The organism is Corynebacterium sp. KPL2861, assembly GCF_040225475.1.
GTDB lineage: Bacteria > Actinomycetota > Actinomycetes > Mycobacteriales > Mycobacteriaceae > Corynebacterium.
Genome location: NZ_JBEHFW010000002.1, coordinates 45,434 through 68,040, shown reverse-complemented (window position 1 = coordinate 68,040; position 22,607 = coordinate 45,434). Strand labels below are relative to the sequence as shown.

The window sequence follows — 22,607 nt, the reverse complement described above, 5'->3', positions numbered from 1 at the left end:
CACCCCGCGCCGTAATGACGCGGGGTGCAGAGTGCGCGGTGCTGTGCGTGCTTTTTAGCGCAGCCCCAACTTAGAGGTGCATGCAGGCCATGCGCCCCAGCCCTGGGAAGCCTGTACCTTCTGTGCCACGGCGATCTGCTGCTCGCGGGTGGCCTGCCATGCCTCGGGCGCGTATTCGGTGCCCCCAAAGCCAGCCCACGTGGAAGGCGTGAATTGCAGGCCGCCGGAGAAACCATTTCCGGTATTGATGGACCAGTTACCGGTGGACTCGCACTGCGCGATGGAATCCCATACGGAGCCATCGGCCACGGCGGGGGCTGACGCACCCGAGTTACCGCCTTGCGGCTCCGGCTCCGCCTGCTTGGTGCCGCGGGCGATGGTCGCAGGCTTTGGCCCTACAACGACCTCGTCCTTGATGACCTCTTCGGATTCCTTCTTGCCATTCTTCAGGGTTACCTTGCGGGTGATCTCGCGCTTGCCCTTTTCGCCCTGTTCGCGCACCTCTTCGGCGCCGGCTTCCAGTTCGGGGTCATCCACGAAATGCGGCTCGGCGTCGAATTCCTCAGTGACATCCTCGGTCTGAATGTCGATGCGTTCTACCTTGATAGACATGCCCTCGGTGACCTTTTCTTCCTTGGCTGGGAAGACGCGGTCATCCTCATCGAGCTTAATACCGCGCTTCTTGAGCACATCGCCCACGGTCTTGGCGGCAATCTTGGTGTAGGTATTCTTGCCACCATCGTTGATCTTGATGATCTTGGGGGAAACGACCTCTAGATCCATACCGTCTTTCAGCTGGGTATCTTTATCCACGTCATCCTCGCCAGACTTCACGGCAGCTCCCGGGTTTACGCCCTGCAAGTTATTGAGCAGGTCAGACACGGTGAGATCGGTAGTAGAAAGCTGCTGTTGATCACCATCGATGGACACGGCGACCGGCTTAGCGGTGCGCACGGAGATTTCATCACCATCGGCCACGGACTCAGATGGTGCGGGCGAGACGATATCTTCTTCGCCCACCTGGACGCCGGCGGCCTGCAGGGCGCCGTCCACGTCCTTGGCAAAGGTGGCCAGCTCTACCTTGTCGCCGTTGACTTCTACGACCAAGTCTTTCTGCGCGGCAATCGCCACGACGCCGCCGACGGCGAGGGTGCTCAAGACGCCACCCGTTGCCAGGCGCAGGGGCAGGGAACGTGAATTATTGATGCGCTTAATGTGGTGAGGTGCCATGTGTAGTTAATCTCCGGTGGTGCTGTCTATCCAGTATCACAATTGTTGCCGCTGGCTAGGGAAAACCAGCGGCGATGCCGCGCTGCTCCACTGTGAACCGGCGCGGCGGGAAGGTAGAGGCGTAAAGCCTCAACGAACAATCAATAACAATACGATAACGAGTAGGGAAAGTCGAGAAGCGGTGCGCCACAGTTATAACGGGCGAAAACAGTTGTCACATCCAGCACCCATACCACCAGCGACCAGCGGATTTAATTTTGTGACAATCCTCACTTTCCTGTCATGCTAATTCCATACACACGGTCAAAAGTCTCATTGACCTCCGCCGCCAATGCCTGAGTGGTTTGGTGGCGGGCCCGTGCAATGCAGTCATAGGTGTGCCCGATGAGGGACGGCTCATTGCGCTGCCCGCGGAACGGCTCTGGAGTCATAAACGGCGCATCGGTTTCTACAAGCAACTGCCCGGCCGGGGCCAGCGCGGCTGCCTGGCGCAGTTCCGCATTCCGCTTGAAGGTGACATTGCCAGCAAAGGACAAAACGTAGCCGCGCTCTAATGCTTCTTCTGCCACCCGCAGCGGCGAAGAGAAGCAGTGGAGCATGACGGTCTCAGGCGTGGGGGCATCGGCAAGAATGCGCAGCAAGTCTTGATCCGCCTCGCGGTTATGGATCATGAGCGTCTTGCCGGTGCGCACCGCCAGATCGATATGCCAGCGTAGGGATTCTTCCTGCTGGACCAAGCTCGCGGTGGTCTCCGGTTCGTGGTGGACCCAATAGGCGTCCATGCCGGTCTCTCCCACCGCCACGCACCGCGGATCCGCCACCATCTCCTCCAACGCGGCTTTGGTGGGCGCGTCTAGCTCATTCGCCCGCACCGGGTGGATGGCGCAGGCGGCGTACACGTTGGGAAACGCGCGCGCGGTCGCAAGGGCTGCCTCGGACTCGCGGCGGTCATCGCCAACCGTCACCAGGCGGGATATCCCAGCAGCGCGGGCGCGGTTGACCAGCACCTCATCGGTATCTTTATGCGAGAAAAGGTGGGTATGTGCATCGCTGAGGCCGCTGAGCCCTGGGGCCGGAATGGGAGTAGGACGTGGCTTCTTTTTAGACATACCCACAATTGTAATATTGGCAGCTATGTTGATCAGACCAGCGGACCTGAGTGATGTCCCCGCCATGACCGATACCCTCAACTGGGCCATCGAGCACACCGATGTCATCTTTGATTCCACCCCAGTCACCGTGGCTGAACGCGAAGAACACCTGCGCCACATCCAGGAACTGGACTGTCCCTTCCTCGTTGCCGAAACCGACGAGGGCGAATACTTGGGCTGGGCGCTCTATCACCCCTACCGCGATCCCTGCATCTGGCAGGGCTGCTATGAAACCACGATTTACCTTTCCCCCAATGCCCAGGGCCAAGGCGTGGGCACCGCCCTTATGCGCGAGCTGGTAGACCGCGCCCGGGCGGATGACAAGGTGCATTCGCTGCTCGCCCTACTAATACGGCATCATTAAAGTTGCATGAAAAGTTCGGGTTTGAAAACGTGGGAACTCTCAAAGAGGTAACCTACAAATTCGATCACTGGCTTAGCCTCACTCACTTAGAACTTCTGGTGTAAAGGACTTTTAATGCACATTCGCCCCGCTGAGCTTGCCGATGCCCCCTCCATTTCCGCCATCTACAACGCCGCCTCCGCCGCTAAACCGGCCAATAACCTCATTACCTGGCAAGAAGAGGTTGCAGACCGCGAGGATTGGCTCAAGGACATGTCCAAGGCGGGCTCGCCCGTGCTTGTTGCCGTAGACGATGATGAAATCATCGGCTGGGCCGCCTACTTTCAATTCGTCACACCCGCCATCTACTACGGCACCGTCGAAGACTCCGTGTACATCTCCCCCGCAGCCCAGGGCAAGGGCGTGGGCTCTGAGCTTCTCGATGCCCTCATGGACATCGCCGCCGACGATCCCTATATCGAGACCATGATTACCTACATCGTGGATACCAATGCCGGTTCCATCGCACTGCACAAGAAGTTTGGGTTTAAAGAAACCGGCTGTATGCCCAATATCCACACCAAGGACGGCGTGCGCCTAGGCCTGGTTCACCTGCAGCGTGATTTCCAGCACTAGGCAGAACCTTTTAGGCATAGCAAAAGCGCGGTGGCCTTCCCCTTTCATTGGGATTGGCCACCGCGCCTTCGTATCTACGCTGGGGTTACCGAGCTAGTTCATCACCGGCGCCCATTCCGGGCCGGTCTCGCCGAGCTCTGGATCCAGCTTGGAAATCAGCGGCTTCGGCTTTGCCAAGGTCGTACCCGGTGCCACCTGGATGCGCTCCCACTTGGCCTGCTGCTGGGTGTAGTCACCCATAATTACCGGATATTCGTGGTTTTCTGGCGGAAGGCCCGCACCCACGAGTTCAACCGGGATATCGTCCTTGACCTCGCGTACCTCAGGCTGCGCGGCCCATTCGCCGGTGCGGCCCAAGGTCTCGTGCACCTTCTGCGCGGTAAACGGCAGGAACGGGGTGAGCATGACGTTGCAGTCAGACACGACCTGCAGAGCGGTCCACAAAACGGTGGCCAGGCGTTCGCGCTGGGTTTCATCCTTGGCCAACTTCCACGGCTCCTGGGAGGCGATATACGCATTCGCCTCGCCCACCACGTGCATGATGGAGACGATGGCCTGCTTAAACTTGGATTGCTCCAGCAGGTTACCGGCGGTGGTAAAGGTCTCCTCCGCCAGCTGCAAAATGGCCTCGTCGCGCTCCTCTAGGGCCGCCGGGACCGGAACCTCTCCAAAGTTCTTGTGCGCCATGGACACGGTGCGGTTGACCAGGTTGCCCCAGCCATTGGCCAACTCATTATTGACGCGGCGCACGAATTCATCCCATGTAAAGTCCGCGTCGTTGTTTTCGGGACCAGCCACGGCGATGAAGTAGCGCAGCGGATCCGGGCCAAACTCCGCCAGGAAGTCTTTAACGTAGATCACCACGCCCTTGGAGGAGGAGAACTTGGAGCCGGACATCGTCAAGTATTCCGAGGAGACGATTTCCGTGGGCAGGTCCAGCTCGCCGTACTGGTGCAGCTCGCCGCCCTTCGAGCCTTTGCCCGCATAGCCCAGCAATTCCGCCGGCCAGATCTGCGAGTGGAAGGTGATATTGTCCTTGCCCTGGAAGTAGTAATGACGGGTTTCTGGGTCCTGCCAGAATTCCTTCCACGCCTCCGGCTGGCCGGTGCGGTGCGCCCACTCGATGGAGGCGGACAGGTAGCCCACGACGGCGTCGAACCACACGTATAGTTTCTTCGCGTTATTGTCCTGCCAGCCTTCCACCGGAATGGGAATGCCCCAGTCAATATCGCGGGTCATGGTGCGCGGACGCATATCCTCCAGCAGGTTCAAAGAGAACTTCAGCACGTTCGGGCGCCAATCCTCGCGGGTGGAAAGCCACTTTTGCAGCTCGTCCTTAAGCGACGGCAGATCCAGCAGGAAGTGCTCGGTCTCCACGAACTGCGGTGTTTCGCCGTTGATCTTGGACACTGGGTCAATCAGGTCTACCGGGTCCAGCTGGTTGCCGCAGTTATCGCACTGGTCACCGCGGGCGCCATCGGCACCGCAAATGGGGCACGTGCCCTCGATATAGCGGTCCGGCAGCGTGCGGCCGGTGGACGGAGAGATTGCCCCCTTTGTGGTCTCTTTTAGCATGTAGCCGTTCTCATTGAGACCCTTGAACAGCTCCTGTACCACCGAATAGTGGTTGCGGGTGGTGGTGCGGGTAAAAAGGTCATACGACAACCCGAGGTTGGCCAGATCGTTGACGATTTGGCGGTTATAGCGGTCTGCGAGTTCGCGGACGGATACGCCTTCCTTATCGGCCTGGACCAGCAACGGGGTGCCGTGCTCATCCGTGCCGGAGACCATGAGTACGTTGCGGCCACGCATTCGCTGGAACCGAGCGAATACGTCAGAGGGAACGCCAAAACCAGCCACGTGACCGATGTGGCGCGGGCCATTGGCGTATGGCCAGGCAACATTTACTACTAAAGACTCAGTCATGGAGTCCAGTTTATCGAAGCACCTGCACGAACACACGTTGAGGGCACATTATCTCTACCACCGAAAAGCGCCCGCCTCCCTCCCAAGTATGGGAAAGCGGCGGGCGCTGCTACCGAAGGCGGTAGATGCTCTATCTACTTGCGCTTCATCGGGTTCTTCAAACGCTCGTTGCGGCGCTTCTTGAGCACCTGCGTGCGCTGGTAGTCGCGGTGCAAGCGGCGCTCGCGGGCCATCTTGCGCTGGAACTGCTGCGCCTCGCGGTACTCGAGGTAAATGATGTCCTGGCTCAAGTCCTTGTAAATGGCGAACATCAGGCCAATGACGATGAACAAGAACGGCAGCGCCGCCACGATGGTGACATTCTGCAGGTTGGACAGTGCGTCCTCATTGACCAAGAGCAGGGTCAAACCAACGGCTGCGGTCAGGGCACCCCACAGGGCGGATAGCCACGGCTTCGCGGTTGCGGCACCATTCTGGGTCATCGAACCCATCACCGTGGAAGCGGAGTCTGCGGAGGTAATGAAGAAGGTGGACAGCAAGATGACGGCGACGACGCCGGCAATGAAGCCACCGGGCAGGTTGTGCAGGAGGTTAAACAGCTCTACTTCGGCGGATTCGCCGGTGATGGATTCGCCGTTTTGCTCCATGTGGATTGCGGTGCCACCGAAGATGGCGAACCACAGGGTGGAAACGCCCGCTGGGATGAGCAGGACGCCCAAGCAGAACTCGCGGACGGAGCGGCCGCGGGAGATGCGTGCCAGGAACATGCCCACGAATGGGGACCAGGAGACCCACCATGCCCAGTAGAAGATGGTGTAGCCAGACAGCCACTCACCGGCGGTGCCGTTTTCGGACTCGGCGGTACGGCCGATCATCTCGGTGAAGTAGTTGAAGTAGTTACCGATGGATCCCGGAATCTGGTTCAGGATGGTCACGGTTGGGCCCAAGATGAAGACGAAGATAGCCAGCACCGCAGCCAAGACCATGTTGGCATTGGACACGTACTGAATGCCCTTGCCCACACCGGAGAGCGCGGACAGCAAGAAAGCCAAGGTCAGGACCAACACAATACCGATAACCACAGACTGGGTTGGGTTATCGATGATGCCGGAGGCTTCCAAGCCGGCCTGAATCTGCAGCGCGCCAAGACCCAGGGAGCAGGCGGTGCCGAAGACGGTGGCGAAGATGGACAAGATGTCAATGAACTTGCCCAATCCGCCGTTGGCGCGGCGCTCGCCGATGAGCGGCACGAAGGCCTGGCTCAACAGCTGCTTGCGGCCGATGCGGTAGGTCGAGTACGCGATGGCCAAACCAACAATGGCGTAGACAGCCCAGGGGTGCAGCGTCCAGTGGAACATGGCATAGGCCATGGACGAGCCCACGTTTTCCGTTCCTTGGCCAGGCGTACCGTCGCGGTAGTTCGCCAGCGGCTCGGAAGCGCCGTAGAACATCAGGCCGATGCCCATACCGGCAGCGAACATCATGGCGATCCACGAAGGCGTGGAAAACTCCGGTTCCTCATTGATGTGGCCCAACCTAATGGAGCCAAACTTAGAGAACGCGATGAAGATAACGAAGGCCACAAAGACGGTGCCGAAGAGCACATAGGCCCAACCGAACTTATCGACGACCCACGTCAGGGCCGCGGAAGAAAAGTCCGCGAAGTTATCCGGTGCGGCAAGGCCCCAGATAACGATGGCGGCCACGAGCACACCCGCGATGCCCATGATGGTCCAGTCAATGGGGATATTATCGCGGTCTGCGGCGATTTCGATTTCCGGATCGTCATACTCTTCGGGGTGGAACCCCTCAGAGTTGATCATGTCCTGGATCTGGCTCGTCGCCGTTTGCTCGTCCAGTGCCTCTTCTACCGTTTGATAATCCTCAATCGGCTGTTCACTCGAAGCAGCAGAAGTGGTCCCAGCCGGCGCTTCGCCGGGCCCCTTCCCCTCTTCGGGCAGACCAGCGCCGTTATTTTCAGTATTAGTCATGCTCTCTAGACTGGTGGCGCGACCCCAATTTTTCAAACCGTTTTGCTACCAAAACCCCAGCTTACATACATTTTTGAGTACTTCCTTAAGGCTTCCTGCATGCTTATAGGCTGCATATCCCCACGTAGACAGCTTTTAGGCGTCACACGCCCGGGAAAGATAACGATTCGATAACATATATAGAAGCGTGAAACCACCAGTTAGCACGAGTAATTGTGACGTTTTATACGCTGCATAGAAATAACCTGCGGACGGCTCAACAAGAGCTCAAATAGCGGGCGCTCAGCGGGCATCCAACGCGGCATCATAAAGCTCCCGATTGGACACCCCAGTCCCCTTGGCAGCCTGCTTGCAGGCGTCTTTCAAGCGCATGCCGGCCTCGGCAAGCTCCAAGGCTTGCGGGACCAAGTCTGCGGCGGTCACAGCAGCGCCGGTTCCGCCTTCGATGACCACGGTAATTTCGCCCTTCACGCCCTCGCTTGCCCATTCGGCCAGCTCTGCTAGGCAACCGCGGCGCACCTCCTCGTACGTCTTGGTCAGCTCGCGGCATACCGCGGCGGGGCGATCGGCGCCGAGGACCTGGGCGGCATCGGCAAGCGTATCGGCGATGCGGTGGGGAGATTCAAAAAATACGATGGCGCGCTTTTCATTGCGCAGCGATTCCAGCCACGCCTTTCGCGGGCCGGGCTTGCGCGGCGGGAATGCATCGAAGAGGAAGTGGCCCACGCCCAAGCCAGACAAGGCAAGCGCCGTGGGCACCGCCGAAGGACCCGGAAAACACGTCACGGGGATATCGCGCTCGGCGGCCGCGGCCACCAGTGACAGACCGGGATCGGAGATGATTGGCATGCCGGCATCGGTGACCACGAGGACGGTGCCGTGCTGGGCGGCATCGATAAGCTGCTGCGCACGCGCCTGCTCATTGTGGTCGAAGTTGGACACCACAGAGCCGGAAATTTCGATGCCCAGGGCCTGCGCCAGGTTGCGCACGCGGCGGGTATCTTCGGCGGCGATGACATCCGCATGCGCCAATGCCTGCATCAGGCGCGCAGAGGCATCACCGACATTCCCCAAGGGCGTGGCGGCGAGGATAACGCCGCGCGGAAGTGGTTCCAGACCTAAAGCTGACATGCCTCTAGCATTCCACATTCTCCTATGCGCCCGCGCGAAGGCTCGTCGCCTAAACTCTTCTTCGTGACTATTGCTACCGCTGCCCCCGCTAGCTCACCGCGCACCCCGCATAACCGCGTGATGCCGCCGGCACCGCGCACCTACACGTGGGGCAAGGCCGATTGGATAAGCACCGGCATCATCGCCGTTCTCGCACTGATCACGCGGTTCGTGGGCCTTACCGCGCCGGTATCACAGGGCACTCCCGTCTTCGATGAAAAGCACTACGTTCCCCAGGCCTGGGACATGGTCAAAAGCTGGGATAACTTATTCATCGGCGGCATCGAGACCAACCCGGGCTTTGGGCTCGTGGTTCACCCGCCGCTGGGCAAGCAGATCATTGCCATTTCGGAATGGGTCTTTGGTTATACCCCGCTGGGCTGGCGCTTGATGACGGCCCTCTTCGGCGTCGGCACCGTCCTGATGACCATGGCGCTGGCCCGTCGGTTGTCCTTTTCCTGGCAAGTGGCCACCTTTGCCGGCATTCTGGCCGTCTGCGATGGCGTCCTCTTGGTCTCCGCGAAATTCGGCATGCTGGATATCTTCCAGGTCTTTTTCATCGTGGCCGCAGCGTGGGCACTAGCCCGCGATCATCAGCAGATGCGCGTGCGCCTCCACCACGCCCTGTTGAGCGGTGGGATGGGCACCTCCCCATTCGGGCCACGCTTTGGCTTCCGGTGGTGGCGCTTTACCGCCGGAGTCTTTTTAGGCCTGTCACTTGCGGTGAAATGGTCTGGGCTGTACTACATCATGTTTTTCGGCCTGCTCTGCGTCTTTAGTGACCTCGCGCTGCGTCGCAAGTATGGCATTCGCCGCTATATTGTGGGAACGCTCATTCGCGATACTCCCGCAGCACTCGCCTCCCTGGTCGCCGTGCCCGTAATGATTTATGTGTGGAGCTGGCGCGCGTGGTTTGCCTCAGAGACCGCGGTCTACCGGCACGCCAAGGTGGATGGGACCATCGGGGAAGACTCTTGGCTCATGCACTTACCGGAGCCTGTGGCCGGCTGGTTTTATTACCACTTATCCGTATTGGATTTTCACGCCAGCTTGACCTCTTCTGGTGGCCACCACCACCCGTGGGATTCCAAGCCGTGGGCATGGCTGGCCGGGGCTCGGCCCATTTTGTATTACTCAAGTACGGACCTGGAATGCAGCGGCGGTGGCGAATGCCGCAAGATGCTCTACCTCTTTGGCACCCCGGCGATCTGGTGGCTGGTAGTCCCCGCAGTACTTTGGGGGCTGTGGTCGCTTATCATCCGCCGCAACCGCGCCTTCCTCATTCCCCTCGTGGGCTTTGCGGCCGGATTTCTCCCGTGGCTGGCGGCCTTTGACCGGCAGATGTACTTCTTTTATGCCACCGCGTTTATCCCGTTTGTCATCGTGCTTCTCGCCCTCACGCTAGGCCAAATGGTCGGACGCGGTAAGCCCATCAGGTGGCGGTGGATTAGGCGCATCGCTGGCGGGTCGATGCGGCGGGGAACGTTTGCAGCCGCCTGCTACCTCGCGCTGGTGGTCGCAATGTTCTTCTACTTCGCGCCCATCTTATACGGCTTCATCATCCCGGAGTCTTGGTATCAATCCATGATGTGGCTGCCCAGCTGGAAATAGGTGCCAGAAACCCGTTCGCCTTAGTGCGGCTGCGCGTTCAAGGATTTCCACCACGCGCGCACCAGGTAGCCCTTCTCGGCAGCCCACGCCCAGGCCAGACTCATGGTCGACAGCGCGGTAGCGATGAGCAAATAGACCTGTTCCATGGTGACGGTGCCGAGCGCAATATCGCGCACGCCAAAGCCAAAAAGAAATGCAAACATCGTGGCGGATACCGGGAAAAGCCCGGTCACAGAGGCTGGGCGCCAGGCGCTCCACAGCAGGCCACACGCCATGCCAAAGCGCACGGCCGCGCCTTCCATCAGCAGGTTGGCGCGGTCTGGATCGGCCGAAGGATCCAGCACCGAACCCTCTGTGCCCAGCGGCACGAGGCCGGAAGCGCGCACCACTTGTGCGATGGCCCACACCGCAAAAACGAGTCCCATGACTACCAAGGCACTGCGTGCCACCGTGAGGTTGGCCTGCCTGGCGCTCGATGCCCGCTTCCACTCCGGTTCTACCCCGGCGAGGATCACCTCTGACAGATCGGTCGGCGGCGACATGCCGGAATCCGCCGGTTCCACGAAACTTAAGGAACGCGATAGCGCCGCTGCCTTATCGCGAAACGCTCGGCACTCCGCGCAGTGTTCTAGGTGGGCGTCGATGACGTCTGCGGAAAGCTCCGCTTCTTCGCCATCCAGCTGGGCGGAAATCGCCGCTTGCACTTGGCTATGCGTCAACATTGCTTAACGCCCTATCCAAGCTCGCCCGGCCAGAACCAAAAATAACGATCATTATGAGGGACATGCACAGCACCAAGGGGTACTCGATGCCACCGTCGCCGGCAAAGAGGCCATTTCCCCAGTGCACGAAGTACAGCGCGCCCACCATGTCCACGGCCAGCGCCGCAGCGGCAAAGGTGGTTAACAAACCAATGACGAGGAAGGCGCCACCCACCATCTCCCCGATTGCGGCGGCATAACCGGCTATCTGTGGCTGCGGGATGCCGAGGGCAGAAAACTGCCCAACCGTCTCATCCATTCCGTCCATGAACATCTTGTCCACGCCGTGCGCAATAAAGATGAGCCCGAGGACCAACCGAAAAAGCAGCAACGCGGCATCACGAACGGCAGGTCTATTCATGGTCAATAGACTACATCGAATGCCCACCCCAACGCGAAGACACCGCCGCCCCACGCCCTGAGCTCGCAATTTCACCATCTGGCGAGGTACACACTGCATCCCACCCGCAATCGCTGCTTCAATGGAGAAAGACAAGGAAAATAGGCACAACACACCAATAGGAGAACCATCCATGGACACTGACACCACCACCGAAGAACGCACCCCGCTGGCCTATGACGAGCACGGAGTAGCCCGCACGCCGTGGGCCGTGACGTCGTCGCTATTGACGGATTATTACGACACCGAATGGGGCCTTCCCATTAGGGACGAGGCCGGCCTATTTGAGCGCCTGAGCCTGGAGTCCTTCCAGTCTGGGCTGTCTTGGGCCGTGGTATTAAAAAAGCGCCCCGCCTTCCGCAAGGCCTTTTGCCACTTCGATCCGGAAAAGGTCGCGGAATTCGGCGAGGCCGAGGTGGAGCACTTGCTTGCCGATGCCACCATTATCCGCAACGAAACCAAGATCCGCGCCACCATTAATAATGCGAAGGCCACCATTAAACTGCGCGAAGAGGGTGGCTTAGCGGATTTCATTTGGAGCTTTCAGCCCACAGAAAATATCTACCCCGAGGTCATGGAGGATATTCCGAACAAGAGCCCAGAATCGCAGGCCATGTCGCGGGAATTGAAAAAGGCCGGTTTTAAGTTCGTGGGGCCGGTGACCTGCTTTGCGCTCATGGAGGCAATAGGGATGGTCGATACCCATCTCTTGGGCTCCCACCGCCGGGCTACCTCCGGTGTATGGCCGGAGGAAACCGAAAAGCTCCACGGAAGCGAGGGCGCAGCCGGCTAATTAACCTGCGCGGCGAGCGGCTAGGTCATCGCGGCGCCCTACCCCACTGGGCCCGGCGTGCGGGCCATCAAAGTCGCCATCTTCATCATCGCTGTAGCTTAAGGGAAGGTGCTCAAAGTCGGGGCTTTCATCATCGATTTCGACGACGACCGCACCCGGGCGGCGCAGGTTGCGGGGGATCTTCAATGCCTCATCATCGGTATTGTGAACGCCCAACCGCGCCCGGCGCAGGTGCTTTACCCGGCGGCGCAAAAGTGCTTGTTCTTGCCGGACTTGCGCGCGCAGCGCCACCAGGTAGGTCCCAGTCAGGATGCCGACGATGCCTGCCAGCCACCAAGTCCATCCACCGGCCACAATGCCCAGGGCCACGGTGAGGACCACTGCGATGGCTAGGCCGATGAGCGTGCGCTGGCGGCGCTGGTAGCGGGTAGCGGACTTCTCCTTTTCCGCTACTGGGTCCCAACCACCGCGGCCAAGGCGCCGCTGAGCAAATGCCACCTCGTCCTCGGAAAGGTCCGTATTCAACGCCGCGTCCTCAGCACCCTGGGCACTGTACTCATCTGCTTCCGCCGATTCCTCTGCTGCGCCTTCGGATTCAGACTCTGCGGAGTCGGTTTCTGCGGAGTCCGGTTTTTCTGCATCAATGACTGGGGCGGGGTCCACCGCGCCCGGATACATCAGGTCAACCGGGGAGGTATAGGTCTCGTCATAGTCATACGCGTCTTCTGCAATGTCCGCTGCCACCGGCGCGGTGAAGGACTCGGTGGAATTGGCAACCACATCGCCGCGGCGGCCCTTGCGCTTTGCACCGCCTGCTTCCTCGCCGGCGCGCTCGTCATCATCGAGCAAGACATCATCGACATCGTCCGTGTTCACATCTGCATCGTCGGAGTCCCTAGACGTACGCGCGCTATCGGCGGGAGTGGTGGCATTGGTCGCATCGGTGGTATCAGCGGCAGCGGCTGGAACCGCGGATTCCTCAATGACTTCACCCTCGATGGTCTCTGCCGTCTCCTCAGTTGGGGTGGCGTGCCCATTGCGCGCGTCCGCTTCGTTCTCATCGGCGGCGGAGCGGTATGCACGGCCACCTACGCCAAAGGGTTGCGCCCGTGCGCGACGGGCCGCGCCAGCAATGGTCCGCGACTGCGCTCGGGAAGCGCGGTCTTCTGCTTCCTCGTCGATCAGCACGTCATCGACGTCTGCCTCGCTGTCCGGGTCCTCAGCGGCAGCGGATACAACCTCGTAGTCGTGGTCTTCATCCGAGCCGCTGCGGTGGACATCATCGGCCCGCAAGCGCGGGCGGCGGCGGCCGGCGACATTGCCGGAATCGCCGGAAAAGAGCACGCGAGTATCCTCAAAGGCCTCGCCGGTATGGCTCATCGGGCGATTGCTCCTGCCCAATAGCCACGGCGCGAGCACGAAGAGCCACACCACGATGATTGCAATAACTGGCACAGCTGTGGACACGACTTAAGGACCTTCCCTTGGGGTGCAGATGATTACTCCACTCTAATCGCCAAAACCGCACTTTAGGGGCCACAGAAGCTGTAAATTACAATGTTGTTACTTATGTGAAAATTGAGAAAGCATTACTTGGATTTAGAGAGGATTTTCACACCAAACGCCCAGCTTGGTGCAGCCGCTCAACCGCCGTGGATGAGAAGTCTTCCTTGACTAAGGCCACGAAATGGTGATCCCGCCAGGCGCCATCTATATGCAGGTTGCGGCGCAAATACCCCTCGGAGCGAAAGCCGTTGGCACCTAGCACGCGCCCGGAGGCGGGGTTTTGTTCCAGGTAAGTGGCGGTCACTCGGTGCAGGCCTACCCGCCCAAAGGCGTGATCCACGCCCAGGGCGGTGGCCGCGGTGGCAACGCCAGCGCCCTGCACAGCGGAATAAACCCAATAGCCGATCCAACAATCTCGAATACTGCCGTGTTGAATATTGCCGAGCGTTACCTGGCCGGCAAACTTTCCCTCGAGCTCGATAGCCAGGGGGATCACCTGCGCATCGCGCGCGGAGTTGCGCAGAAAAATGAGGTAATTCCACCAGGCCTGCGAGCTGTGGGCCTCTGCCCAAGTGGTCGCTTGGGTCGGCTCCACCGGCCGGAGCAAAGCTTCGTCCTCAATACGCTGGCGCCGCCACTCGGGACCATCCGAGCGCAGCAAGGGGCGCAGCCGCAACCGCCCACCAGACGGCAGCGCCCCCGAGGGAGGAAGCTGCACCGTCGGCGTCGCCTCCGGCCAACCGGGGTGCAGATCATCGGTCGGCCCGGTGACTGGATGGCGCAGCTTGGCTGCGGCGGTACCGAAAGGGTCAAGCATTAGCTGCGCTGGGTGAGGAATAAGACGTCAACAACATCGCCCGGGCGGATCTCGGTGACTTCCTCTGGCACTCGAATCATGGCATTGGCCTCAGAGAGTCCTGCCAGAAGGTGGGCCGGTGCGCCGGTCGCACCGCCAAGACCCTCGACCAGGTAATCGGCGGTCTCGGCATCGCGCATCAAGCGTGCACGGATGAAACCACGGCGTCCGGGGCGGGAATCAATGTGGTTCAGTGCGCGGGCACGCACCACCCGGCGGTGGGCATTGCGCTTGCCCAGGGCCAGGCGAATCAAGGGGCGAATGTAAATTTCGAAAATAACCAGCGACGATACCGGGTTCGAGGGAAGGAGGAACGTAGGGATGCGCTCATCTCCTACCAGCCCAAAGCCTTGCACGGATCCTGGGTGCATGGCCACGCGGGAGGTATCGATATCGCCGATTTCCGCCAAGATCTCCCGGATCTGTTCGGCACCGGCACCACCAACGGCACCGGTGATGACGAGCGCCTCGCTGCGCGTGATGTGGGTTTCTAGCACTTCCCGGATGCGGCGGGGTTCGCCTTCGGCAATGCCCACGCGGACCACGTCCGCCCCCGCTTCTTTTGCGGCGGCGGCCAAGGAGTAGGAGTTCACGTCAAAGACTTGGCCCAGGCCCGGTTCCTTGTCCACATCGACGAGCTCGCGACCGAAGGACACGATGGTCACGCGGGGCCGCGGATAAACCAGCACCTTGGAGCGCCCCACGGCGGCCAGCAGGCCAATCTGCGCCGGGCCAAGGACGGTGCCGGAGGATACGGCGACATCGCCTGGCTGAATATCGTCGCCCACGCGGCGGACGAAGTCGCCTGAACGCACCGTCCGGTGCGCCGTGATGCGCTTGCGGCCGCGATCGGTCCACTCGAGGGGCAGGACGGCATCGGCAAGCGCGGGCAAGGGCGCTCCCGTATAGACCCGCACGGCTTGCTTGGGCTGCAGGCGCAGCGGCTGCTTCGAACCGGCCGGAACCTCACCGACGACGGGCAAGGAACGCTCGACCTCGGGTGGGGCGGGCTGCGCGGCGGCGTCCTCGGCCTGTTCGGGGGCGTCCTCACCCTCGCTGCCTTCCTGGTCTTGATTCTTGGGGCGGCGCACCTTCAGCCCGCGCTCGCCGCCGATATCAACCGCGCGAACCGCGTACCCATCGATGGCTGCCTGGGGAAAGCCCGGTAAAGGCTGATTGGCCTGCACCTGCTCGGCGCACATTAACCCCAGCGCATTAGAAATGCTCATCCGCACCGGCTCTGGGGTCGTCGCCGCATCAGTAACCAGCGCCAACTGGTCATCAACTGAACGCATACGGTCTCTGCCCGCCCTTTCTTATTGCCCTTTTACCTTGCTGTCCTCAACGCACGTGCGCACGGCAAAGTACTTAATTAAGGCCTTGCTCCGCCTCGAAATCGGACATGATTTGTTTAATAGCTTTATACAGCGCCGGGCCGTATTTTTCATCGCGCAGGCCAAAGTCCACGTTGGCCGGGATATAGCCACCGGGGTTACCCAAATCGTGGCGCTTGCCCTCGTGGACCACCACGTGGACGGGCTCGCCTTCCTCAATGAGCAGCTCGATGGCATCGGTCAGCTGCAATTCGCCGCCCTTGCCCGGTTCGATCCGGCGCAGCGCATCAAAGATCTTGCGGTCCAGAAGGTAGCGCCCAGTAGCCACCAGGTTGGACGGTGCGTCCTCCGGATCCGGCTTTTCTACCATGCCGATAACCTTTTTCACGCCCGGCGCGTCAGTATCTTCTACGTCGAATACGCCGTAGTTAAACGTCTGCTCCTGCGGCACCGCAAAGGCGCACAGCACGCTGCCGCCGAGCTCGGCGCGAACGCGCGCCATATCCGCCATGACGGTGGCCGGCAATACGATGTCATCCGGCAGCATGACGGCAAAAGAATCCTCGTCCTCTGCCAAGACTTCTTCCGCCAGCCCCACGGCGTGGCCCAAGCCCAAGGGCTTTTCTTGCTCCACCGCGATGGGCTCAATGAGCTGGTGGGCGCGGTTGACCTTAGCTACCTGCTCATCCTTGCCGCGGGAATCTAGGGTTTCTACCAGATCCGGAAATTCCGCAAAATGGCGCATTACTTCTTGCTTTTCGGGTGCGGTAATGACCGCAAGCCTGCGCGCGCCCACAGAGGCTGCCTCCTCAGCAATCAATTCGATGCCGGGAATATCCACAACGGGCAGCAATTCTTTGGGGACGGTTTTCGTGGCGGGCAGAAAGCGGGTGCCCATGCCAGCCGCTGGAACTACAACCGTGGTGATTCCGGTGGCGGAATCTTCGCGTTCATTAGCCATGGATCTTAGGGTACAACGGCGCACTATTTTCCTGTGTAGCGCTACGCCACGGACGCTATTATTTATTTATGCCTTCTTCCAGCGATATCAAAGAGCAACTGCGCACCCGCCTGCTTCGCGCGCGCCGCGGCCTAACCGCCGAGAAGCGCACGGAATGGTCCGCTGCCCTGCGCGAGCAGCTAGAACCTGAGCTTGCCGGCATTTCGAGCGTTGCCGCCTATTGGCCGTTGGGCACGGAGCCTGGCGGGGCGGACTTCATCCCCTGGCTTTCCCGCCGCGTCGATCGCGTATTATTGCCCATCACCTGCGGCAACGGCGTGCTGAACTGGGCAGAATACAAGGGCGCGCACAGCATGCAGTCTGGCCAGCTGGGCATTTCCGAACCCGCCGGCCCGCGCTTTGATAGCCGTGTGCTGTGCGGTTGCGATCTGATTTTGGCCCCCGCCATGGCCATCGATGCCGCTGGAAACCGCCTGGGCAAGGGCGGCGGGTACTACGACCGCGCGCTTTCCTTGGTGCCGCGCAACCACCCCGCGGTACTCGCCATGGTCTATCCCACTGAATTCCTTGACTCTATCCCGGCCACATCCCAAGATCGCCGCGTCGAGGCTGTGGTTACCGCCGCAGGAATCCACCGGTTTTCTTCTTAAATGGAGGGAACCGCGCGGTCGGTAGCGCAGTCTAATTGTGCATGGCTCACTCCCCGTCCCCGCGAATCTCACAGTTCTTCCGCACCCTGCGCACCCCTGGCCACCGCCGCGGCGTGCTCGTGCGCCGCGCGATCGCGCTAGCCCTGCTCATCGCCGCGCTGGCCTCCGCAGTCTCTCGCGCGAAGGAACTACCGCAGGTACTGGTCTTTAGCCACGATTTACCCGCCGGCGCGGAGCTTTCCGCCGCCGATGTCTCGCTCGAGCGCCTGCCTTCTTCCTCCATTCCTAGCAGCGCGCTTGCCGATGCCCCCTCCGATCTCGCCGGCCGCATTATCACCGCCGCCGCGGGCAAGGGCGAAGTCGTCACCAGCCAGCGGCTGCTCGGCCAAGAGTTAGTGTCGAGCCTCGTCACGGATTCGGGGGCTGCCGATTCTAAGGAAGGCGGCTCCGGCCGCATGATCCCGGTCAAACTTGCCGATCCTGATATCATCCCTCACCTGCACCACGGCGATACCGTCGACATCGTCACGGCCAGCGATGCCACCGATTCAGAGCCCGCGACCGCCCGCGTCATTGCCTCCGGCGCCCGGGTGGTCTCCACCACCGCTGAGGGCGAAGTGTCTTCTGCCACCGTCTTGCTCGCACTTCCCAATGAGCACGCCAATGACGTGGCCGCCGCCTCTTTAAACCAACCGCTGACCGTGGTTATCGTCGGTGATCGCGCCCAACCCCAAGCCGTTGATGTGGCAGATTCTGCTATTTAAAGACCGCCTGAACCTTATGCGTACTGGTGGTATTTATTCCTGCGCCGATTCCGCGATTTCAACGGCTTGGCCGATGTAATTGGCTGGGTTTGTCAAGGAATCAAAGTCCAGCTTTTCCGAAACGCCCGCGAGCTTCGGGTGGGCAGCACAAAACTCTTCCAGGCAGGTGCCGTTGTCTCTATTTTCTCGGGCGAATTCCTGAAGAGCGTCGTGTGCGGCACTATGACCAATATGCGGAGCCAGCTCCATCATGATTCCTTCAGTCATCAATGAGACACCCGCGCTTTTTACATTGCCTTCTAATGCCTGTGCATCAAAACGCAAACGAGGAAAGAGCTGGTCCAGCTTTTCCAGCGCTCCATCGACGGCAACAAAGATTTGTGGAATCAGATTGCGATGAACCTCGGATTGGCGGTGATCGCGCTCGAAGGTGGCCGGTGCTTGCGTCAGCATGTTTGCCGCCATGCCACAAGCCATGCTGGCTCCCACGGAAATTTTCATTGTGGCAAAGGGATTAAGTTTTTGCGGCATGGTAGACGATCCAGAGGTATGCACATCCATGTCCTCGCGGGCCTCGACCAGATCGGATTGCTGCATAGCAAAGAGATCCTCTGCAATCTTGGCCAAACTTTGCCCCAAGGTAGCCACGGTCGTCGCAAGCTCTGTCATTGTATCCGAACTCGCATGCCAGGAAACCGGTTGATAAACCAGTTCCAATTCTTTGGCAAGGCGCCGACTTAACTCAGGTCCTTGTTCTCCAAAGGACGCCAGCGTGCCTACAGCACCGGTAAATTGAATCTGTTCCGTGCGCTCTCGCATCGCTTCCAAGCGTTCCCGGCTCCGGCGCAGCTCCGCGTTCCACCGCGCAAAGCGCGTACCCAGTGTCGTCGGCAGTGCATACTGTCCATTGGTACGCGCGACCATTAACGTTCGGGCGTGCTCGTGAGCGAGGTTGGCGGTAGCAGCGATAACGGCGTTCAGGCGTTCCAGTATCAGGTCGGTAGCTGCCTTGATCTGCAGGGCCCGCGCGGTATCCAAAATATCTTGAGTGGTCGCCCCGAAATGGACCCAACCACGCTGGTCTTCCGGAATCGCGTCCCGCAATGCATCGAGGACAGCAACCGAAGGATTGCCAACCCCGCCGCTTTGGGCCTTTTCTATCAGCTCATTACTGGCGACTGCATTATCTGAGATCGCCTCGGCAGCCTCCTGCGGGATAATTCCCATGTGTCCCTGCGTCCGCGCCATTGCCGCTTCAACAGCGAAAATCTTCCGGATAAGTTGTGCTTCTTCCCAGTGGGCTTCCATGTCCGCTGTGACATAGCCCTTCTTCTGAAAAGACGAGTTCAATGCACCGATTCCCATGATAAATTCCTTATTCTTAGAGGTTTAGGCTGCAATCCCAGAACGTGCTTAGAGCAAGACCAGGCTGGATACGATCATCACGACGAAGCCAACTCCCATTGGAAGCAGCGTGCGGCGAATAAGCTCGGTGGTAGAAATTCCCACGCCACCAGCAACGGAAATGATTACTCCGGAGACCGGAGAAACCGCGCGGAATAGGCCGCTGGCAAATTCCATTGGGGTAATCACTGCCGCCGCAGAAGCACCGAGTCCGCGGCTGACATCAGGCACTAGGCTGGCAAAGGAAGAAAATGCGCCGACACCGGAACCGGTCAGGAACGTCACCAAGCCCACAATCAAGGTGAATAGGAGGGTAATGACGATCGCGCCTGCACCGAGTTGCTGGCCTCCATCGATAAGCATGGAAATGGCGCCTGTAGCCGTCAAGCCGGTGGCAAAGATTTGTGCCGCGATAATCAAAGCGACGATGCCACCGAACATCTTTCCCATGCCCGTAAAAAAGGATGTGGCTTGTTCGGTCGCGGTGGAAAAAGAACGGTGGCGAATGATTTCGCACAGCATGGCCAATAGCCAGACGATGACGAATGCTCCCACTGTGGATAGCTCGATGCTGTCATTCACCAAGGGGCTAAAGATCACCAACAAGATAATGGGCAGTGCGAGAAATACCCCGTACCACTTCGGGCCAGCCTCACCAGAACCATCGCCCATGGTGTCGGTTTCCTTGTACTCTTCCAACTCCCGCTTATCGTAATGCTGCTGCACGAAGTAGTGAGTTATAGCAATTGCAATGGCAGTAGGAATGGCCACAATCAGCTGGTATTGAACGAAATAGACGACTGGGGATAAATCAATGGTTCGCGCCGACAGCACCGAGGTTCCCGATGCCGGCCCCATTGGCAACGCGGAGGCTGACACGATGACCGCGTCTGCTGCGGCGGGGCTAACCCCTACCGCCTTCAACACTGGCAGCAATAGCACTAGAAGCAAAATAGCGAGCCCAGCAGCGCTGGGGATAAACATAAAAAGCACCACGCCGAGGAAATACGTGAGAATTAGCGTGATGTAGGGGTGCTTGAACCTTGCGATTGGAGCGGCTAGCACCTCAACCAGCGCCTGCGAGGCGCCGATCTTATTCATATATGCTGAGAAGCCACCGGCCGCCATAATGATGAGACCGACGCCCGTTAATTGGCTACCAGCAACTTGTTCGAATATGCCGATGATGTCCAACCACCGGGAGCCGGTGGAGTCTTCCTCATCTAAAACTCCGTAGCCAGCTTTGGCCGCAGTGGAAACTGCAATGAGAATAAACCCGGCAAGCAATAAAATAATGACTGGCTTATGACCTTTAACAAGGAAGTAGCCTGCACCAATGGTAACTGCCAAGGCAAATAGAGCGAGTGCGATATTCATGCTGGGATCCCTTCTGCCCACGCATTAGAATACTGTTATTTTTACAAACAATATTTTTATATTCCACTTTCACACTAACACTGAATACCTATATCGCAACCGGTGTGCATTAGTTAACAAGGCAACAATATTGCCGCCTCTGCCCCTCCAAGTTGTCAATACTTTTAGCTTGAACTAAACTCCCTGCTTGCTCATGGTTCACACCCATCCTTACCTACCCCCAGAAAGGTTCGTCTTCTCCCATGCTTAAGGGCTTTAAAGACTTCATTATGCGCGGCAACGTGGTCGAGCTTGCCACCGCAGTCATCATCGGTTCCGCATTCACGGCGATCGTCACTTCCGTGACGGATTCCATCATCCAGCCGATCATTAACTCCCTCGGCTCCGCCGAGGTCGATGGCTTGGGCTTCCAAATCACCGATAATAAGTCCACCCTCGTAGACTTTGGCGCCGTCATTACCGCCGCGATTAACTTCCTGATCATCGCCGCAGTGGTCTACTTCCTCATTGTCATGCCGCTGAACAAGCTCACTGAAGCTGCTAAGCGCCGCCAGGGTGTGGACCCAGAGGCCCCGGCACCAACCTCGGAAGAACTCTTGGCAGAAATCCGCGATCTTCTGCAGGCCCAGAACGCTGATGCTATCACCGCCGCAGATAAGGCACTTGGGGATGCTACTGCAGCCGAGGACACCGATAACTCCACTGCTTCTGAGGGCAAGCACAGCCGCCACGACGACTAATTCTTACTAAAGACACAGCTGAGCCCGTGCCCACCTTCGCAATGAGGGAGGACACGGGCTTTTGTTAAGGCTGCATTAGTATTCCCAAGCTCACGAATAGGATGCGCGGGCTACCCGCCGTGGTGCGGCGGCTGGTTCTCGCGGTAAAACTCTTCGCCGCGCTCGGCTGCTTGAGCGCCGTCGCCTTCCGCTGCGGCATCATCGAGAGTGACGATGCGCTGTGCATCGGCACCTTCTCCACTAGCTAATTCCTGCTCTACCGGGAGGTCCGCGCTGCGGTCATATTCCGGCGCATCTGATTGCCTGAATACACGCCTGCGCTGGCGGCGTGGTTGAGAGGTCATGGCAGTATTTTCAACCCTTTCCTTCGCGTTATTGCACGCTGGATTCTTGCAATTGATCCACAAGGTGGTGGACCAGCGGGGTCAACGTGGCCATGCCGTCGCGCACGGCAGCGCGCGACGGTGCGAGGTTGACCACAACGGTGGAACCAGAAACGCCCGAAATGCCGCGGGATGCACACGCATCGACCGCGCCGCAAGCCTGACCAGAAGAGCGCAAGGCCTGGGCCACGCCCGGCACCATCTTGTCGATGACCCCAGTAGTAGCCTCCGGGGTCTTATCGCGCGGGCCTACTCCGGTTCCTCCGACGGTGAGCACGAGATCCACACCGCCGACGACGCCAGTTTCGATGGCTTGCCGGATCTTGGATTTCTTCGAGCGCACGACCACCGAACCATCGATGCGGAAATTCGCCTCTGCCAAAAGCTCAGTAACCAGTTTGGCGGTGCTATCTGAATTTTCGCCGGGGTGATCCGTGACGATCACGACGAGCGCGCGGCGCGGCGCCGCCACCCGGTCCTCCTTCTCGCTGGCCAAGAGGTAGGCGTCATCCGGCTCCGCCACATCCCGCAAAGCGTCTGTGGAAGCCGAATCCTCCAACCTAGTGGAGTCGGTCAAGTCTTGCTGAGAGTCTGCCATTTTTCTCCTTCAAAGAAACGTC

22 protein-coding genes are annotated in these 22,607 nt (G+C 59.5%); 7 read left to right on the top strand and 15 right to left on the bottom strand.

What is annotated here, in order from left to right:
* Positions 1-54: 54 nt before the first annotated feature.
* Positions 55-1,230, bottom strand: coding sequence for a resuscitation-promoting factor (locus ABRP84_RS01920; protein WP_349852439.1), 1,176 nt, complete (start codon positions 1,228-1,230; stop codon positions 55-57).
* Between the two features lie 269 nt (positions 1,231-1,499).
* A complete protein-coding gene (locus ABRP84_RS01915) occupies positions 1,500-2,339 on the bottom strand; it encodes a TatD family hydrolase (protein ID WP_349852437.1) in 840 nt (279 codons plus the stop codon).
* A gap of 25 nt (positions 2,340-2,364) precedes the next feature.
* On the opposite strand from ABRP84_RS01915, the gene ABRP84_RS01910 reads away from it, so the two are divergent.
* Together ABRP84_RS01910 and ABRP84_RS01905 are read left to right on the top strand one after the other, a co-directional pair.
* On the top strand, positions 2,365-2,745 hold the full coding sequence (locus ABRP84_RS01910) for a GNAT family N-acetyltransferase (protein WP_349852435.1): 381 nt from the start codon (positions 2,365-2,367) through the stop codon (positions 2,743-2,745).
* A 114-nt stretch (positions 2,746-2,859) separates the two neighbouring features.
* Positions 2,860-3,360: a GNAT family N-acetyltransferase gene (locus ABRP84_RS01905; protein WP_349852433.1), complete on the top strand. Its 501-nt coding sequence runs from the start codon at positions 2,860-2,862 to the stop codon at positions 3,358-3,360.
* A gap of 93 nt (positions 3,361-3,453) precedes the next feature.
* Here the strand turns inward: ABRP84_RS01905 and metG are convergent, their stop codons facing one another.
* The 3 genes from metG to rsmI all read right to left on the bottom strand — a co-directional run bounded on the left by metG (position 3,454) and on the right by rsmI (position 8,408).
* Entirely contained in the window at positions 3,454-5,286 is a 1,833-nt protein-coding gene (gene metG, locus ABRP84_RS01900; RefSeq protein ID WP_284902126.1) for a methionine--tRNA ligase, read from the bottom strand.
* Between the two features lie 134 nt (positions 5,287-5,420).
* On the bottom strand, positions 5,421-7,277 hold the full coding sequence (locus ABRP84_RS01895; protein WP_349852430.1) for a BCCT family transporter: 1,857 nt from the start codon (positions 7,275-7,277) through the stop codon (positions 5,421-5,423).
* A 282-nt stretch (positions 7,278-7,559) separates the two neighbouring features.
* Positions 7,560-8,408, bottom strand: coding sequence for a 16S rRNA (cytidine(1402)-2'-O)-methyltransferase (gene rsmI, locus ABRP84_RS01890; RefSeq protein ID WP_349852428.1), 849 nt, complete (start codon positions 8,406-8,408; stop codon positions 7,560-7,562).
* 24 nt (positions 8,409-8,432) lie between these two features.
* Here rsmI and pmt point away from each other — a divergent pair, with 24 nt between their 5' ends.
* The gene (gene pmt, locus ABRP84_RS01885; protein WP_502879766.1) at positions 8,433-10,058 is read left to right on the top strand and encodes a protein O-mannosyltransferase; all 1,626 of its coding nucleotides are present in this window, start codon (positions 8,433-8,435) and stop codon (positions 10,056-10,058) included.
* 20 nt (positions 10,059-10,078) lie between these two features.
* Here pmt and ABRP84_RS01880 read toward each other — a convergent pair whose 3' ends face one another.
* Both ABRP84_RS01880 and ABRP84_RS01875 read right to left on the bottom strand, forming a co-directional pair.
* Positions 10,079-10,780: a zf-HC2 domain-containing protein gene (locus ABRP84_RS01880; protein WP_349852426.1), complete on the bottom strand. Its 702-nt coding sequence runs from the start codon at positions 10,778-10,780 to the stop codon at positions 10,079-10,081.
* On the bottom strand, positions 10,767-11,180 hold the full coding sequence (locus ABRP84_RS01875; RefSeq protein WP_005279936.1) for a DoxX family protein: 414 nt from the start codon (positions 11,178-11,180) through the stop codon (positions 10,767-10,769). The genes ABRP84_RS01880 and ABRP84_RS01875 overlap by 14 nt, the downstream gene beginning before the upstream one ends.
* Before the next feature lie 172 nt (positions 11,181-11,352).
* On the opposite strand from ABRP84_RS01875, the gene ABRP84_RS01870 reads away from it, so the two are divergent.
* Positions 11,353-12,012, top strand: a complete 660-nt coding sequence (locus tag ABRP84_RS01870; RefSeq protein ID WP_349852424.1) for a DNA-3-methyladenine glycosylase I — start codon at positions 11,353-11,355, stop codon at positions 12,010-12,012.
* Here ABRP84_RS01870 and sepX read toward each other — a convergent pair whose 3' ends face one another.
* The 4 genes from sepX to ABRP84_RS01850 form a co-directional block, all read right to left on the bottom strand.
* Positions 12,013-13,467, bottom strand: a complete 1,455-nt coding sequence (gene sepX / locus ABRP84_RS01865) for a divisome protein SepX/GlpR (RefSeq protein ID WP_349852422.1) — start codon at positions 13,465-13,467, stop codon at positions 12,013-12,015.
* A gap of 157 nt (positions 13,468-13,624) precedes the next feature.
* Positions 13,625-14,335: a GNAT family N-acetyltransferase gene (locus tag ABRP84_RS01860; protein WP_349852420.1), complete on the bottom strand. Its 711-nt coding sequence runs from the start codon at positions 14,333-14,335 to the stop codon at positions 13,625-13,627.
* Positions 14,335-15,669 carry a molybdotransferase-like divisome protein Glp gene (glp, locus tag ABRP84_RS01855; RefSeq protein ID WP_349852418.1) on the bottom strand — a complete coding sequence of 445 codons (1,335 nt, stop codon included), beginning with the start codon at positions 15,667-15,669 and terminating at the stop codon, positions 14,335-14,337. Before glp ends, ABRP84_RS01860 begins: the two co-directional genes overlap by 1 nt.
* A gap of 73 nt (positions 15,670-15,742) precedes the next feature.
* The gene (locus tag ABRP84_RS01850) at positions 15,743-16,669 is read right to left on the bottom strand and encodes a UTP--glucose-1-phosphate uridylyltransferase (RefSeq protein WP_349852416.1); all 927 of its coding nucleotides are present in this window, start codon (positions 16,667-16,669) and stop codon (positions 15,743-15,745) included.
* Between the two features lie 68 nt (positions 16,670-16,737).
* On the opposite strand from ABRP84_RS01850, the gene ABRP84_RS01845 reads away from it, so the two are divergent.
* The gene (locus ABRP84_RS01845; RefSeq protein WP_349852414.1) at positions 16,738-17,319 is read left to right on the top strand and encodes a 5-formyltetrahydrofolate cyclo-ligase; all 582 of its coding nucleotides are present in this window, start codon (positions 16,738-16,740) and stop codon (positions 17,317-17,319) included.
* A gap of 41 nt (positions 17,320-17,360) precedes the next feature.
* Positions 17,361-18,083, top strand: a complete 723-nt coding sequence (locus ABRP84_RS01840) for an SAF domain-containing protein (protein ID WP_349852412.1) — start codon at positions 17,361-17,363, stop codon at positions 18,081-18,083.
* Between the two features lie 33 nt (positions 18,084-18,116).
* On the opposite strand, the gene ABRP84_RS01835 is transcribed toward ABRP84_RS01840, so the two are convergent.
* The gene (locus tag ABRP84_RS01835) at positions 18,117-19,448 is read right to left on the bottom strand and encodes a lyase family protein (RefSeq protein ID WP_349852410.1); all 1,332 of its coding nucleotides are present in this window, start codon (positions 19,446-19,448) and stop codon (positions 18,117-18,119) included.
* Positions 19,449-19,496: 48 nt separating this feature from the next.
* Complete coding sequence (gene dcuC, locus ABRP84_RS01830) at positions 19,497-20,864, bottom strand: C4-dicarboxylate transporter DcuC (protein WP_349852408.1); 1,368 nt, start codon at positions 20,862-20,864, stop codon at positions 19,497-19,499.
* 242 nt (positions 20,865-21,106) lie between these two features.
* Here dcuC and mscL point away from each other — a divergent pair, with 242 nt between their 5' ends.
* Positions 21,107-21,604 carry a large-conductance mechanosensitive channel protein MscL gene (gene mscL / locus ABRP84_RS01825; RefSeq protein WP_349852406.1) on the top strand — a complete coding sequence of 166 codons (498 nt, stop codon included), beginning with the start codon at positions 21,107-21,109 and terminating at the stop codon, positions 21,602-21,604.
* A 110-nt stretch (positions 21,605-21,714) separates the two neighbouring features.
* Here mscL and ABRP84_RS01820 read toward each other — a convergent pair whose 3' ends face one another.
* Together ABRP84_RS01820 and ABRP84_RS01815 are read right to left on the bottom strand one after the other, a co-directional pair.
* Positions 21,715-21,948 (bottom strand): hypothetical protein, encoded by a 234-nt coding sequence (locus tag ABRP84_RS01820; protein WP_349852404.1) that lies wholly within the window; start codon positions 21,946-21,948, stop codon positions 21,715-21,717.
* A gap of 28 nt (positions 21,949-21,976) precedes the next feature.
* Entirely contained in the window at positions 21,977-22,585 is a 609-nt protein-coding gene (locus ABRP84_RS01815; RefSeq protein WP_349852402.1) for a MogA/MoaB family molybdenum cofactor biosynthesis protein, read from the bottom strand.
* Positions 22,586-22,607 lie beyond the last annotated feature (22 nt).

Coding starts and splice junctions, on each gene's coding strand:
- ABRP84_RS01850 (WP_349852416.1), bottom strand. CDS start 16,669: ATGGCTAATGAACGCGAAGATTCCGCCACCGGAATCACCACGGTTGTA.
- ABRP84_RS01880 (WP_349852426.1), bottom strand. CDS start 10,780: ATGTTGACGCATAGCCAAGTGCAAGCGGCGATTTCCGCCCAGCTGGAT.
- ABRP84_RS01870 (WP_349852424.1), top strand. CDS start 11,353: ATGGACACTGACACCACCACCGAAGAACGCACCCCGCTGGCCTATGAC.
- ABRP84_RS01840 (WP_349852412.1), top strand. CDS start 17,361: ATGGCTCACTCCCCGTCCCCGCGAATCTCACAGTTCTTCCGCACCCTG.
- ABRP84_RS01905 (WP_349852433.1), top strand. CDS start 2,860: ATGCACATTCGCCCCGCTGAGCTTGCCGATGCCCCCTCCATTTCCGCC.
- rsmI (WP_349852428.1), bottom strand. CDS start 8,408: ATGTCAGCTTTAGGTCTGGAACCACTTCCGCGCGGCGTTATCCTCGCC.
- ABRP84_RS01835 (WP_349852410.1), bottom strand. CDS start 19,448: ATGGGAATCGGTGCATTGAACTCGTCTTTTCAGAAGAAGGGCTATGTC.
- ABRP84_RS01915 (WP_349852437.1), bottom strand. CDS start 2,339: ATGTCTAAAAAGAAGCCACGTCCTACTCCCATTCCGGCCCCAGGGCTC.
- ABRP84_RS01910 (WP_349852435.1), top strand. CDS start 2,365: ATGTTGATCAGACCAGCGGACCTGAGTGATGTCCCCGCCATGACCGAT.
- ABRP84_RS01860 (WP_349852420.1), bottom strand. CDS start 14,335: ATGCTTGACCCTTTCGGTACCGCCGCAGCCAAGCTGCGCCATCCAGTC.
- ABRP84_RS01920 (WP_349852439.1), bottom strand. CDS start 1,230: ATGGCACCTCACCACATTAAGCGCATCAATAATTCACGTTCCCTGCCC.
- ABRP84_RS01845 (WP_349852414.1), top strand. CDS start 16,738: ATGCCTTCTTCCAGCGATATCAAAGAGCAACTGCGCACCCGCCTGCTT.
- ABRP84_RS01820 (WP_349852404.1), bottom strand. CDS start 21,948: ATGACCTCTCAACCACGCCGCCAGCGCAGGCGTGTATTCAGGCAATCA.
- metG (WP_284902126.1), bottom strand. CDS start 5,286: ATGACTGAGTCTTTAGTAGTAAATGTTGCCTGGCCATACGCCAATGGC.
- ABRP84_RS01815 (WP_349852402.1), bottom strand. CDS start 22,585: ATGGCAGACTCTCAGCAAGACTTGACCGACTCCACTAGGTTGGAGGAT.
- dcuC (WP_349852408.1), bottom strand. CDS start 20,864: ATGAATATCGCACTCGCTCTATTTGCCTTGGCAGTTACCATTGGTGCA.
- mscL (WP_349852406.1), top strand. CDS start 21,107: ATGCTTAAGGGCTTTAAAGACTTCATTATGCGCGGCAACGTGGTCGAG.
- ABRP84_RS01895 (WP_349852430.1), bottom strand. CDS start 7,277: ATGACTAATACTGAAAATAACGGCGCTGGTCTGCCCGAAGAGGGGAAG.
- glp (WP_349852418.1), bottom strand. CDS start 15,669: ATGCGTTCAGTTGATGACCAGTTGGCGCTGGTTACTGATGCGGCGACG.
- ABRP84_RS01875 (WP_005279936.1), bottom strand. CDS start 11,180: ATGAATAGACCTGCCGTTCGTGATGCCGCGTTGCTGCTTTTTCGGTTG.
- pmt (WP_502879766.1), top strand. CDS start 8,433: ATGCGCCCGCGCGAAGGCTCGTCGCCTAAACTCTTCTTCGTGACTATT.